General features: G+C 39.9%; 14 protein-coding genes and 1 pseudogene. 8 read left to right on the forward strand and 7 right to left on the reverse strand.

Translation table 11 applies throughout. The annotated features are described in order from the left end of the window. Positions 1–72 precede the first annotated feature (72 nt). From C8P65_RS02135 to tpx, 7 genes and pseudogenes are all read right to left on the reverse strand, one after another. The gene (locus C8P65_RS02135) at positions 73–1353 is read right to left on the reverse strand and encodes a WG repeat-containing protein (protein ID WP_107780900.1); all 1281 of its coding nucleotides are present in this window, start codon (positions 1351–1353) and stop codon (positions 73–75) included. A 20-nt stretch (positions 1354–1373) separates the two neighbouring features. After that, the gene (locus C8P65_RS02140; protein WP_009391869.1) at positions 1374–1613 is read right to left on the reverse strand and encodes a WG repeat-containing protein; all 240 of its coding nucleotides are present in this window, start codon (positions 1611–1613) and stop codon (positions 1374–1376) included. Between the two features lie 88 nt (positions 1614–1701). Further along, on the reverse strand, positions 1702–2004 hold the full coding sequence (locus C8P65_RS12420; protein WP_245887283.1) for a transposase: 303 nt from the start codon (positions 2002–2004) through the stop codon (positions 1702–1704). Continuing rightward, positions 1944–2198 (reverse strand): annotated as a pseudogene (locus C8P65_RS02150) (aminotransferase class III-fold pyridoxal phosphate-dependent enzyme); the annotation flags it as partial. The gene C8P65_RS12420 and the pseudogene C8P65_RS02150, both read right to left, overlap by 61 nt. Further along, positions 2198–2971, reverse strand: a complete 774-nt coding sequence (locus C8P65_RS02155) for a GIN domain-containing protein (protein WP_107780902.1) — start codon at positions 2969–2971, stop codon at positions 2198–2200. The pseudogene C8P65_RS02150 and the gene C8P65_RS02155, both read right to left, overlap by 1 nt. Before the next feature lie 21 nt (positions 2972–2992). Continuing rightward, positions 2993–5431, reverse strand: coding sequence for an FtsK/SpoIIIE family DNA translocase (locus C8P65_RS02160; protein WP_107780904.1), 2439 nt, complete (start codon positions 5429–5431; stop codon positions 2993–2995). 135 nt (positions 5432–5566) lie between these two features. Next, entirely contained in the window at positions 5567–6064 is a 498-nt protein-coding gene (gene tpx / locus C8P65_RS02165; RefSeq protein WP_107780906.1) for a thiol peroxidase, read from the reverse strand. A 408-nt stretch (positions 6065–6472) separates the two neighbouring features. Between tpx and C8P65_RS02170 the strand changes: the two genes are divergently transcribed. The 8 genes from C8P65_RS02170 to C8P65_RS02205 all read left to right on the forward strand — a co-directional run bounded on the left by C8P65_RS02170 (position 6473) and on the right by C8P65_RS02205 (position 13172). Beyond that, complete coding sequence (locus tag C8P65_RS02170) at positions 6473–7807, forward strand: TolC family protein (RefSeq protein ID WP_107780908.1); 1335 nt, start codon at positions 6473–6475, stop codon at positions 7805–7807. A gap of 159 nt (positions 7808–7966) precedes the next feature. Beyond that, positions 7967–9196 carry an efflux RND transporter periplasmic adaptor subunit gene (locus C8P65_RS02175; RefSeq protein WP_107780910.1) on the forward strand — a complete coding sequence of 410 codons (1230 nt, stop codon included), beginning with the start codon at positions 7967–7969 and terminating at the stop codon, positions 9194–9196. Further along, on the forward strand, positions 9197–9943 hold the full coding sequence (locus tag C8P65_RS02180) for an ABC transporter ATP-binding protein (protein WP_107780912.1): 747 nt from the start codon (positions 9197–9199) through the stop codon (positions 9941–9943). A gap of 59 nt (positions 9944–10002) precedes the next feature. Beyond that, entirely contained in the window at positions 10003–10710 is a 708-nt protein-coding gene (locus C8P65_RS02185) for a YARHG domain-containing protein (protein WP_107780914.1), read from the forward strand. 40 nt (positions 10711–10750) lie between these two features. Beyond that, on the forward strand, positions 10751–11614 hold the full coding sequence (locus tag C8P65_RS02190; RefSeq protein WP_107780916.1) for a hypothetical protein: 864 nt from the start codon (positions 10751–10753) through the stop codon (positions 11612–11614). A gap of 394 nt (positions 11615–12008) precedes the next feature. After that, positions 12009–12296: a hypothetical protein gene (locus C8P65_RS02195; RefSeq protein WP_107780918.1), complete on the forward strand. Its 288-nt coding sequence runs from the start codon at positions 12009–12011 to the stop codon at positions 12294–12296. 119 nt (positions 12297–12415) lie between these two features. Then, entirely contained in the window at positions 12416–12841 is a 426-nt protein-coding gene (locus C8P65_RS02200; protein ID WP_146162908.1) for a hypothetical protein, read from the forward strand. Positions 12842–12845: 4 nt separating this feature from the next. Further along, a complete protein-coding gene (locus tag C8P65_RS02205) occupies positions 12846–13172 on the forward strand; it encodes a hypothetical protein (protein WP_107780921.1) in 327 nt (108 codons plus the stop codon). Positions 13173–13174: the final 2 nt, after the last annotated feature.

Genomic DNA, 13174 nt, shown 5'->3' on the forward strand with positions numbered 1-13174 from the left:
CTATATCAGCTATGCAGTTAGTAATAGAGTGTAAAGTAATATGTTTTTCATATTTGTAATATTTTTTAAAAGTTATTTGGCTATGGGGTGGTCGGCAGGGGCATTATTACAGTCTTTCACACATTCTCCTTTTTGGTTTATATAGAACCATTTGTTATTTAGCTTTACTTGTGCTAATCCTTCTGAAAAATCCGCAACATAATCATACTTTATAGGAATCACTTCTTTGCCTGTTTTATCTATAAAGCCATATTTATCATTCAATTTTACTTTAGCTAATCCTTCTGAAGGACTTTCAGCATCATCATACTTTATAGGAATCACTTCTTTACCTGTTTTATCTATAAAACCCCATTTGTTATTTAGACTTACGGCTGCTAATCCTTCTGAAAATCCTTCTGCATAATCATACTTTATAGGAATCACTTCTTTACCTGTTTTATCTATAAAACCATATTTTCCATTCAAACTCACGCTTGCTAATCCTTCTGAAAAACTACTCGCATCATCATACTTTATAGGAGTCACTTCTTTACCTGTTTTATCTATAAAACCCAATTTGTTATTTAGCAGAACTCTTGCTAATCCTTCTGAAAAAAGCCAAATATCAACATACTTTATAGGAATCACTTCTTTACCTGTTTTATCTATAAAACCATATTTGTTATTTAGGCTAACCTTTGCTAATCCTTCTGAAAAATCCCAAACATCATAATTATACTTTATAGGAATCACTTCTTTACCTGTTTTATCTATAAAACCATATCTATAATTCAAACTCACGCTTGCTAATCCTTCTGAAAAACTGCTCGCATCATCATACTTTATAGGAATCACTTCTTTACCTGTTTTATCTATAAAACCATATCTATTATTCAATTTTACTAAAGCTAATCCTTCTGAAAAACCCCTAGCATTATCATACTTTATAGGAGTCACTTCTTTACCTGTTTTATCTATAAAACCATATTTTTTATCTAATATTACTAAAGCTAATCCTTCTGAAAAACCCCAAGCATAATCATACTTTATAGGAATCACTTCTTTACCTGTTTTATCTATAAAACCCCATTTGTTATTTAGCCTAACGTTTGCTAATCCTTCTGAAAAACCCCTAGCATTATCATACTTTATAGGAATCACTTCTTTACCTGTTTTATCTATAAAACCATATTTTTTATCCAATTTTACCATTGCTAATCCTTCATAATATTCATCTTTCCAGTCATACTTCTTTGCTTGTTGCACAGGCTGGGCAGACGGCTCTTTTTTTACCTTTTCTTCAGGTAGCAGACCTTGCGCATAGGTTAGGGTAGCAGTTAGTAATAGAGTGTAAAGTAATATATTTTTCATCTTTGTTATATTTTTAAAAATTATTTGGTTATGGGGTGTCCTGCTGGGGCTTCATCACAAAACTCTGCACACTCACCTTTCTTGTTTATTTCAAACCATCTATCAAGTTCAGTGGGGCGAACTAAAGCTACTCCTCCTGAGAAACTTTTTGCATCAAAATATCTTGTAGGAATAACCTCTCTCCCTATTTTATCAATAAACGTGTTTAAACTTTTTTTAGGAACTTGGAGATAAACCCTAATAAAAGCATTCCAATCCAAGTTACATCAAGATACTCCCCATTGCTATCATTTGCCCTTTATTATCACACAAAAAAATGCTATTTGTGGTTACGGATTTTTTTCTTGCTTAATAGCCTGTAGATTCTCCTTTTTGCCGACAACGTGTATGACTACCATCCAATTGAACGCAAGACATATCTAATTTTCTTTTCTTCTTGCTTAATAGATTTAACCATACTCGCTGAAAACTACCGTCTTTACTCCATTTGTTGAAGTAGTAATAGACATTTTGCCAAGAGATTTCTCCTTTTTCAAAATAGACCTCAATTGGAAGTTCTTTCCATTGCACCCCTGTTTTTAACCTCTTGAGTCTACTGCAGGCTTTTGTATGTACTCGCCATAGACCATTACGTGCATATAAGTAGCGCATTGCTCTTGTATGGCTTTCACTACTGCAGGGTGGCAATGCCCTAAGGTACAAGCCGATACTCCTGCTACAAAATCTAAATATTTCTTACCATCGGTAGTGTAGATATAGCTACCTTCCGCGCGCTCTACCTCCAACAATCGCGGATAAGGCGAAGTAGGAGCTTGATATTTTAGAAAATCTTGTTGTTGATTCATTATTTTTCTTCTTTAATGACCTTAATCATTGAGTTTGTTTCTATTTGGTTAGTAGCATTACCTTTGTAATAAAGTTCAAAAATACCGCTTGGTTTTCCTTGTATAGTACCATCAATTCTCAATTTTGCTTTTACAATACCCGAAGTATTAAAAATAGCATTTTGTATTTTTAGGTCGTAAGTTTCTAATTGGATGATTCTGTTAGAAACAAAATTGAGATTTTCTACTTTTCCACTAATAGGCAGCTTAGCGAGTGAGCCTGCATTGAAAGTGAGATTTCGGCAATTGAGCTGTAAGTTTCCTTCCCTACAACTACCTATTTCTAAATCCAAATCATTGATATTCAGTTTTAAATCAATCTCCGAAAGAAAGTCGAGAAGCATTTTGTAGGAAGGCATATTTATAGGTTCTTCTGAACGAATTTTGCCACTTTGCATTTTCAATTCGCTTGTTCCTTTAATTGGGATTTTGAGTTTTATGCCTCCTGTTTGCACAAAATTCACGCCTTTAGGTGTTTCCAAAGATATTTTCAAAGTTCCATCTTCCACAGTAGCTTTGATGATAGGGTGAATTGCATTATCAGCATCGATGTAGATATGGTCGTTTTTTTCATTTACCAATGTAACCTCCCACCTACTATCGATATCTATTTTAGTGTACTTGGGCAGTTCTGTTCTTAGTACACTTCTTTCGCCAGAAGCTTGGAATACGTTTTGGGCTGTTGATAAGGCTGTTGCAAATAGCAAGCCTATTGATAAAATAATGTTTTTCATTGTAATTATTGTTTATTGTTATTATTCACCTCCTAATAATCTATCTAAAGCTACAATGTCTTGCACAAGCACTTGGCGGGCTTTACTGCCCTCAAAAGGGCCTACAATACCTGCGTACTCTAATTGGTCGATGAGGCGACCTGCACGATTGTAACCTAACTTGAGCTTGCGCTGCAAGAGCGATGCCGAGCCTTGTTGGGCGTTTACCACTATTTCGGCAGCTTCTCGGAACATCGAGTCGCGCTCTGAGGGGTCGAAGTCAGATAGGTCAGTAGGCTCGCTATCAGGGCCTACGTATTCAGGTAGCAAATAAGCATTGGCGTAAGCGCGCTGCGCCCCTATATACTCGGTGATGCGCTTCACCTCTGGAGTGTCTATAAAAGCACATTGTATGCGCACCGGTTCATTACCTTGGGAGTAGAGCATATCACCACGCCCTATCAGCTGCTCGGCACCCGAACCGTCTAAGATAGTTTTAGAGTCGATTTTTTGCGCTACTTTAAAGGCAATACGCGCAGGGAAGTTAGCCTTGATAACCCCTGTGATAACGTTTACCGAAGGGCGCTGTGTAGCGATAATCAGGTGGATACCAATAGCACGCGCCAGCTGCGCAATACGAGCTATAGGCAATTCAACCTCTTTGCCTGCCGTCATTATCAGGTCAGCAAACTCATCTACCACCAATACGATGTAAGGCAAGAAGCGGTGCCCCTCGTTAGGATTTAGTTGTCGCGCCTTGAACTTAGCGTTATACTCTTTGATGTTGCGCACTTGAGCGTTTTTCAGCAGCTCGTAGCGGTTATCCATCTCTATACACAATGAGTTCAACGTATTGACCACTTTCTTAGTGTCGGTGATGATAGCCTCTTCGCTATCAGGCAATTTAGCGAGGTAGTGGCGCTCAATAGTCTCGAATATAGAAAGTTCTACCTTTTTAGGGTCAACCAATACAAATTTCACCTCAGCAGGGTGTTTTTTGTAAAGCAGAGAGGTAAGCACCACGTTTATCCCTACTGATTTACCTTGCCCTGTAGCCCCCGCCATCAGCAGGTGAGGCATTTTAGCAAGGTCGGTGATGAAAGGTTCATTGCTGATAGTTTTACCAAAGGCTATAGGTAGCTCCATTTCGGCATTCTGGAATTTCTGAGCCGTAATCATCGTGCGCATATACACGGTAGTCGGTTTTTTATTAGGTACCTCAATACCTATGGTACCCTTACCAGGGATTGGTGCGATGATACGAATACCAAGGGCTGCTAATGAGAGCGCTATATCGTCTTCCAAACGCTTAATTTGGGCTATGCGCGTACCTGCTACCGGTACTATTTCGTATAGGGTAACTGTAGGGCCTACAGTAGCTTTGATTTTAGAGATTTCAATTTTATAATCGGCTAAAGTTTTGATAATTTTATCGTTATTCTCTTTTAGCTCCTCTTCGTTGATGATGATACTTTTGTCTTTGGGCTCGTCTAAAAGTTCTATGGTAGGGAAACGGTAGTCGCTTAGGTCTAAACGAGGGTCGTATTCGCCATAGTTTTGCACCAACTGCTGCGCCAACTCTTCAGGGTCTACCATAGCTGGCGGTACCGTAGGGGTGATAGTAAAGGCAGGTTCTTCCTCTCTGGTATTGGTAATTTCGAGCGGACTTTCAGGGTGTAATGGCGGTATCTCTCTTTGGTGAGTGAAAGGGTCTACAGGCGTGTTTTCCGCTTGCGGGATAATAATTTCTAAAGGCTCATTGTCAGCCTCTTCAGGTGCTTCGTTTTCCTCCTCTTCTTCGGTCTGTACTTCAGAAGTTACTTCGCTAACAGCAGGCTTTTCTTCCTCTTCGGGGATAGCTTGTTTAACTTTATTGGCGATACCCTTGCCGAAGTCAATTACTTTTTCGGGGGTGAGTTGCCATTTGAATACGGCATACAGCAGCGCTCCTAAGATTAGCAGTAGCACGGTGCCTATCTTGCCCAAATAGTCTTGCAACCATTGGTTGAGTTCGTAGCCTGCCGCCCCTGCAAGTACGGTAGCTTTGCCAGAGAAAAAGCCAAAAGCGGTAGATACATACACCATTTGCAGCGTGCCCCAATACCAGCGGTTTAGCAGTGGCATTTTGATATTGAGCAGTACTTTAAGCCCTGTGATGAGTATTAGCCAAAAAGCTATAATACAAGCTATTCCAAACCCTTTGTATATGAGTATATGACCGAGGTAAGCCCCTATCTTGCTCATCCAATTTTCGGCTACCTCATCGCGTGCGCTAAGGTCAGACCAAATACTTTGGTCGGTTTGCCACGAAAAGAAAAAAGAAAAGTAGGTGAAAAGCAGAAAAAATGCCAGAAATATTAAGAAAAGCCCCACAGCAATACGGCGCTGTCTGACCTTTGCGGCATTATTTTTCTTAGGTTTTTTGTCGTCTTTTTTATCTTCTTTTTTATCGTCGGTTTGTTGCTGCTTCTTTTTAGCCATTTTTTTGTTATCAGTTAGGGGGCAAAGGTACAAATAATTTGTCAAATTGCCAATTCTGAAAAAAAAAGAGGTAACAAGTTTTACCCCACTTGTTACCTCTTTTGTCTTTATGAAAAATTTACTACAAACTAAGCCTTATTTGATGGCTTCTAACGCTTTGGCGTAGTTAGGTTCGTCGGTAGTTTCGGCTACTTGTTCGGTATAGACTACCTTGCCATTTTCGTCAACCACTACCACACTGCGCGATAGCAATCCTTTAAGAGGAGAATCGGTGAAAGCAATAGGATAATGTTGCTCAAAACCCCCTCTGAAATCAGAAAGCATTACGAGGTTATCGATACCCTCAGCAGCGCAAAAACGTGTAAGAGCAAAAGGCAAATCCTTAGAGATGCAAAGGATAGCCACATTGTTTAGCTTTGAAGCCTCAACGTGAAACTTGCGCACTGAGGCTGCACATACGCCTGTATCAACACTAGGGAAGATGTTTAGAATTACTTTCTTGCCTTTGAAGTCAGAAAGTTTTACCTCAGCCAAGTCGTTTTTAACAGCTGAAAAGTCAGGGGCTACGGTGCCCACTTTAGGAAGATCGCCTGCTGTGTGAGCAGGTTCGTTATGAAATGTAATGTTTGCCATACAAAAAACTCTTTTTTTATGTTGCTTATAAGCCCGCAAAAATAGTGCCAATTTGCCTTGTCAATTTGTCGATTTGTCAATTTGTCGATTTGGTGATTTGTCGATTTGGTGATTTGTCGATTTGTTGATGGGGATGAGTATATTTTTCTGGTCTTGGCTATATTATTAGATGTTTGTACTTCGGTAAATATTAGGTCTTCCTATATCGTTTCTGTATTGTTCTTATATCGTTTGTATAGGGTAGATGGTTACAGAAAAAATTGCTAAATTAGCAAATTAGCGAATTAGCGAATTGGTAAATTGAGGGTTTTCGTCTATAAAATTGGGCTTTTGGTCGATATTCTTTGTTTTACGCCTCTTAGTTGTCTTACCTTTGCATCAGCAAAATGATAAACAAAGAGAAAGCTTATGAAAAAGAACTTTTATATATTATCAATGTGTATGCTGCCTTTAGGGGTATGGGCGCAATCTAAACAGTGGTCGCTGACAGATTGTATTAACTATGCTGTGCAGCATAACATCAGCGTAAAGAAAACCGAACTCAACCAGCAGACCGCTGAAATTAACCTCAGTCAGGCGAAAGATAACCGCCTGCCTACCGTCAGTGGCTCGGCATCGGCAAACCTCAATAACGGTTCGGCAATTAACCAGATTTCTAATGAACGGGTGTCGCGCCGTACTTTTTCTAACAACTTTGGGGTCTCGGCTTCTATGCCGCTCTATCAGGGCAATAAACTCAATTTGCAAATAGACCGCAGCCAGCTGCTATTAGAGCAGAACGAACTATACGTGCAAGAGGCGAAGAACAACATCACCCTGAGTGTGCTGGAAGCCTATCTGCAAGCCCTCTACAGCTATGAAGGGATAGCGGTAGCCAAGAATGCAGCGCGCTCGTCGGCTGAAGAACTTAAGCAAGCGCAAACTAAGTTCGCCAACGGCTCGATAGCTAAGCTCAGTTTGGCAGAGATAGAAACGCGCAACGCTAATAATGAGTACGCTATCATTCAGGCTGAAAACCAATATGCGAGTCGCGTGCTTACCCTCAAACAGCTTTTAGAACTCCCCCCCAATAGCGATTTTGCCATTGCCCTCGACCTGCAAGAAGATGACTATGTGGCGATTATCCCTAACAAAGACGAGGTGTTTGCACAAGCTAAACAGACGCTTCCTAACCTGAAAATCTATCAATCGCAACAAAAGATAGCCGAAAAGGACATCAAGATAGCCAAAGCAGGAGCGTTGCCCTCTATAGGTTTGCAGGCGGGAGTGAATACAGGGTATTCTAACCTCAATAGCCTAAGTTATGCTACTCAGTTAGATAGCAATTTTGGTCAGACGATAGGAGCATCGCTTAATATCCCTATCTTTTCGCAAAACAAGAACAAAAACAATGTGAAGTTAGCGAAACTCACTCAGCAACAGTCCGTTTTGGAAGAGCAACAAGCTGAAAAAGACCTTTATGCTAAGATAGAAACCGCTTGGCAGAATGCCACCACGCACCACGCACAACAGGCGGCCTCGCGTACGGCTCGCGATAATGCCAAATTGGCTTACGATTTGGCAGTGAAAAAACACGAGTTTGGTGGGCTTACCAATACGGAGCTTTTAGTAAGTGAGAATGCTTACCTAACCGCCGAACAAACGTATTTGCAAAACAAATATATGTCGGCACTCTATGTGCAGCTGCTGAAGTTTTATATGGGGGTCCTCCCCCTAACCCCCTCCCAAGGAGGGGGGATGTAGCGACGGTCATCTTTCTGAAAAACATCCCCCCTATGCACATACTCCGCTGCGCCAGCTCGCGGACTTCCTTCAAAGGGGGAGATGCGACGCAAAAGCGACAACATTCTGCTAACGACTAACGACTAACAACTAATGACTAATAACTAACGACTAAATACGATGAAAAAGAAAATCAAAAAAATCATTATTATTGCGCTACTGGCTGTAGTGGCTTTTGTGGGCTATCAGTTTTTTATGAAAGAAAAACCAACGCCTATTATATTGCAAACCGATGAGGTTACTCAAGGTGATGTCACTACCGAAGTAACCGCTACGGGGAGTGTACAACCAGTAGACGAGGTGGAAGTAGGTACCCAAGTATCGGGCTTGGTGAGCAAAATATATGTAGATTATAACAGCCAAGTGAAGAAAGGTCAGCTACTAGCGGAACTCGACAAGACCAATCTACAAGAAAACGTTATCAACGCTACGGCTAACTACAATTCTGCCCTTAACGAACTGAATTATTATCAGCAGAACTACGACCGCCAGAAGAAAATGTACAGTGCCCAAGTGATTAGTCAGCAGGATTATGAGCAAGCATTGTATCAGCTTAACAATGCGAAAACCAGTGTAGCTCAACGTCTTACGACCCTTAATCAGGCGAAAACTAACTTGGGTTATGCCAATATCTATTCGCCTATCGATGGGATTATCCTTAGCAAAGAGGTAGAAGAGGGGCAAACGGTAGCCGCCTCGATGAGTGCGCCTACGCTCTTCAAAATAGCTAAAGACATCAAACGTATGCAGGTAGAGGTGAATGTAGACGAAGCCGATATAGGGCAAGTGAAAGTAGGACAACGCGTGAGTTTTACCGTAGATGCTTATCCTCAGGAGGAGTTCGTAGGGCGTGTGACCCAAGTGCGCTTATCGCCTACCACTTCATCAAACGTGGTGACTTATACGGTGATAGTGGAGGCAGAAAACCCCGACGAGAAACTCAAACCAGGGCTTACTGCTACCATCGCTATCTATACCAATGAGCTGAAAGGTGTGACCATAGTGCCTGCTAAGGCTATCAATTTTAAGCCTGATACTGATGTGTTACTGCAATATTACGCCCAAAAGGGTATTACTGCTGAAGCACCTAAAGTACAACACGGTAGAAGAAAGAATAAATACGTGTGGGTAGTGAACGCTGACGGCACTCTCGCTCAGAAAGCCGTAACCATAGGTAGCAATGACGGTATCAACGTGCAAGTAGTAAGTGGACTCAACGTTGGCGAAAAAGTAGCCACCAGCTTGCAGGGCAACACACCGCGAGTAGCAGGAGGCGAGAGTAAGAGCAGCGATAGCAGCAGTCCGTTTATGCCAAAACGCCCTAGTAGAAACAATTCAAAAGCTAAATAAATGAAAAAAGCCATTATAGATATACGCGATATGAAGCGCAACTTCCAGATGGGCAACGAGACGGTACACGCCCTGAAAGGCATCAACCTGACCATCAGAGAAGGTGAGTTCGTAACCATTATGGGGCCTAGTGGGTCGGGCAAATCGACTTTGCTGAACATATTAGGTTGCTTAGACCGTCCCTCTTCTGGCGATTACATTTTGGACGGTATCTCGGTGAAAGATATGAGCAAAAACGAATTGGCGCATATACGCAATACCAAGATAGGTTTTATCTTTCAGTCGTACAATCTATTAGCCCGTACCTCAGCTATTGAGAATGTAGAGCTTCCGCTGATGTACAACCCCAAAGTGTCAGCCAAAGAACGCCGCGAGCGCGCTATAGAAGCCCTCATCAGTGTAGGGTTAGAAAGCCGACTCAACCATTTGCCCAGTGAGCTATCGGGGGGACAGCAGCAACGGGTAGCTATTGCGCGTTCGCTCGTGAATCAGCCTGTTATTCTCCTCGCCGATGAGGCAACTGGAAACCTCGATACCAAAACTTCCTACGAAGTAATGGAGCTCTTTCAACGGCTAAACGAACAAGGTAGCACTATAGGATTTGTAACCCACGAAGACGATATTGCCCAATTTAGCAAACGCACGGTAGTGCTGAAAGATGGGCACATCATTAGCGATAAGGAAGTAACCGATAGGCTAAATGCTAAAGAACAGCTGGCGCAATTGAGAAATACGAGTGAGGAATAACGGTGGGGCTCTGGTAAAGTTGAAAAGAAATTAGTATCTTTGCCGAAAAAATACTTTATATGAAACAGTTATACTTCTTATCAATAGCGTTGTTCTCACTAAACGCTACGGCACAGCTAAAAGATTGCACCACTTGTGCCACCCAAGTGATTAAGGAACAACAAATCAGCAAATTGAGCATAGATGAATTGCGCTTCCTCACCAATGACCTCTACGCTCGCAAAGGTTATAAGTTTAAAGACTATGAAATAAGCAATTACTTTAATGAAAAACCGTGGTATAAGCCTGTGAGTGACAATAGTAAAGTGAAACTCAACGCAGTGGAAGAACAGAATGTGAAGCTATTTCAAGAACACACGGCAATACTAAAAGCTGATAGAGAAAAACTTATAGAAGCATTGCGAAGTTTAAAAGCAGAAACCCTAAAAGGTAATAATCCTATTCCCAAAGGTAACTCTAATGAGTATCTTAGTAAAACCATTGCTAAATTAGATATAGATGATATTCATTGGATTAAAAATCAAGGATATTATAGCGTAGAGGTAGATAACTTTAAGGGGAGTAACAAATATTATATATCTATAGACGGTAGTGAAGTAGAGATTGGGTGGTTTGAAGATGGTCATTCTAAAAAAGTACAAGATGATGATAAGATTAAGGGAGTCTATGATACGGAGGTATTTGAGGTTATGGAAAGCGTTACTTATTGGAGATTCAAATGGAAAAATCAAAAATTGGTGTTTATAGAGTCTGGAGTAGCAGGATAAAGAGAAAAAGTGCGAACACTGTTCGCACAATTCAACATATATGAATATAGAAGAAATCAAAAAGAAAATACAAATCATCTTAGAGGTTCCTCAGCTAAAACGATTTGGCGGTATATATATGAATCCCGTATTGGAAGAAGCAAAAGTAGCCAAAATAGAGAAAGAAAATCGTATCACTCTCCCTGCGGATTATCGTACTTTCATTACCCAAATCGCCAATGGCTGTGTGGGTCCCGATTACGGACTGCGTTCTCTTAAAGAAGCAACGGAAGATTTGATGTGGAAAGACCGGACTATAGACCTCTCTACGCCTTTCCCTTACACCGAGCATTGGAATGAAGAGGAATGGCTTAATAGTATTGATTGGGACGGTGGTGAGCGCCCTACGCCAGAGGAGGTGGAATCCTATATGGATACAAAGCGCATCAGTGGTTGCTTGCAAATATGCCATATAGGGCACGGAGCCTCGTATCTTTTGGTGGTGAATGGTAAAGAAAAAGGCTATATATGGCTCGATAGTCGTCAGGATTATGGCGGACTGTCGCCTGAGCTTAACGAGAAGGGAGAAAAACTCACCTTTGAAATGTGGTATACCGACTGGCTGAATGAGGTAGTAGCCCCTGAAAAAGTGTGGTTTGAGAAATCACTTCAGTTTATCAAAAAGGCTTTCCCAAAGATAGAGGAAACAGATTTTAGGCTAATGACTTATGTGCTTTATGAGCATTACTCTGATAGAAACTTAGCAACCCTCATCGCTCACCTTTATGGACTGAACCCAATAGACATCTATTTTGAAATAGGAAAGTTTATCCAAAGAGAAAAGTACGATGAGAAAACTATTCAGCAGTATGAAGCCCAATTGCGAGAAAGCGGTTTTTATGATTGGGCTACAGAGGAAGAGTAAAAAATAAAAAAAGAGTATCTTTGCCTAAAATAGATAACAATGAGTCATAGTTCTAAAACAATATCAACATTCACAAGTGTGGAGGCAATGGAAAAGTTTATCAACGATGTGAATTTGGAAGAAGGCTTTACAGACTGGAACTTAACATAAGAAGAGTTTCAACAGCTTTGGAACTCGCACCTATTTCACGAACTTAATTACGAATTAGATAAACTTATTGATGACTATGAATGGGAGGATATTATAGGTGTAGAAGCTCTGCAAAAAGCCTATGAAATTACAGGAGCTAATACCATAAGCAAACTACCTGTCGGACAGAAATTATTAGCAATGCTTCATAAAGCTATAGAATACAAAACAGGGATATTCTTTTTCTTTTGACAATACTGATGTTATGAATAAAACATTTCAAGTAGAAAAGTTTTCAGTTATTAATGAAAATACATTTTCAGTAGCAGGAAGAGTGATTGCAGGGGATATTATTCATAAAGGAGAGGTTTTCAATCTTTGCAAAAAAGACAATAACACTTTGATAGAGATAAATTTCACCCTAAAACAAATAGAAATGTATGGTCGTTCTATTGATTTTATAGATTTAGGGTGTACAGGAGTGCTATTTTTAGAAGGAGAATGTCCTACTACTCAAATAAAAGAACTAATTATAGCTAAACAAACAATATAACCAAATATTAAAAATCATTCAGGAGTATGAAGCCCAATTGCGCGAAAGTGGTTTTTATGATTGGGCAGCAGAGGAAGAGTAGAAAATATAACTCAATAAATTTTAAAAATGGTAGTTTTATGGAATTCACAGGAGAGTTTTACCCCTTTTATTCGGACAAACCAATAGAGATAGTCGTACAAAAAATGTTGGATTTTGCTAAGAGTATAGGGTATCAATGGGAATATTTCAATCAAGAAGAATATGACCACAGAGGTTATTTCTTTTGGAAGAATAAAAAGATGCTTACCATACATGACGAGAAAGGTTATAACACTCTTATGAATGGAGAAGGTTGTTTTTGTTTGGAACTAAAGGAAACTAATCTAAACTGTGGGGCAAAATACTTTGAGTTTGAGCAGGAGCCTTATGATAGTTTTTATAATGATTTTTATTGTATTTTTTCAAAGGTATATTATTACTACTTAGTGCTTCCAGAAACCATTGATGAAAATGATTTTTCTCAGAAAGTTTTTAATACTTTACGGGAGATTTTAAAAAGTTAGTGATATGAATTTAATAGACCTTATTACCGATAACCACAATACTCCTTTTTGGGAAATCTCCTATCATTGGCATAGAACGTATCAGGCTAAGGGCATACAATATCAGCATTTTGTAGGGGAGATTACCAATACGTATAACATTCCCAAAGAACTTATTTCTTTGTTGGATAAGCAATCTCAATTAGTTAATGAAGGTGTTTTCTCGGTTGATGAAATTATCGAGGATAAGATGAAGGCTTTTGAACTCAAATTGCAAAATAAAAACATCAGTATTGTGAACCTTTATATAGAAGGCAATGGAGTAGATTTTTGTATTGTAGAGAATAATTAAAA

The sequence above is a fragment of the Capnocytophaga leadbetteri genome, assembly GCF_003054025.1.
Taxonomy (GTDB): Bacteria; Bacteroidota; Bacteroidia; order Flavobacteriales; family Flavobacteriaceae; genus Capnocytophaga; species Capnocytophaga leadbetteri.

Coding starts and splice junctions, on each gene's coding strand:
- C8P65_RS02155 (WP_107780902.1), bottom strand. CDS start 2,971: ATGAAAAACATTATTTTATCAATAGGCTTGCTATTTGCAACAGCCTTA.
- C8P65_RS02170 (WP_107780908.1), top strand. CDS start 6,473: ATGAAAAAGAACTTTTATATATTATCAATGTGTATGCTGCCTTTAGGG.
- tpx (WP_107780906.1), bottom strand. CDS start 6,064: ATGGCAAACATTACATTTCATAACGAACCTGCTCACACAGCAGGCGAT.
- C8P65_RS02175 (WP_107780910.1), top strand. CDS start 7,967: ATGAAAAAGAAAATCAAAAAAATCATTATTATTGCGCTACTGGCTGTA.
- C8P65_RS02185 (WP_107780914.1), top strand. CDS start 10,003: ATGAAACAGTTATACTTCTTATCAATAGCGTTGTTCTCACTAAACGCT.
- C8P65_RS02195 (WP_107780918.1), top strand. CDS start 12,009: ATGAATAAAACATTTCAAGTAGAAAAGTTTTCAGTTATTAATGAAAAT.
- C8P65_RS02135 (WP_107780900.1), bottom strand. CDS start 1,353: ATGAAAAATATATTACTTTACACTCTATTACTAACTGCTACCCTAACC.
- C8P65_RS02180 (WP_107780912.1), top strand. CDS start 9,197: ATGAAAAAAGCCATTATAGATATACGCGATATGAAGCGCAACTTCCAG.
- C8P65_RS02205 (WP_107780921.1), top strand. CDS start 12,846: ATGAATTTAATAGACCTTATTACCGATAACCACAATACTCCTTTTTGG.
- C8P65_RS02160 (WP_107780904.1), bottom strand. CDS start 5,431: ATGGCTAAAAAGAAGCAGCAACAAACCGACGATAAAAAAGAAGATAAA.
- C8P65_RS12420 (WP_245887283.1), bottom strand. CDS start 2,004: ATGCGCTACTTATATGCACGTAATGGTCTATGGCGAGTACATACAAAA.
- C8P65_RS02200 (WP_146162908.1), top strand. CDS start 12,416: ATGGAATTCACAGGAGAGTTTTACCCCTTTTATTCGGACAAACCAATA.
- C8P65_RS02190 (WP_107780916.1), top strand. CDS start 10,751: ATGAATATAGAAGAAATCAAAAAGAAAATACAAATCATCTTAGAGGTT.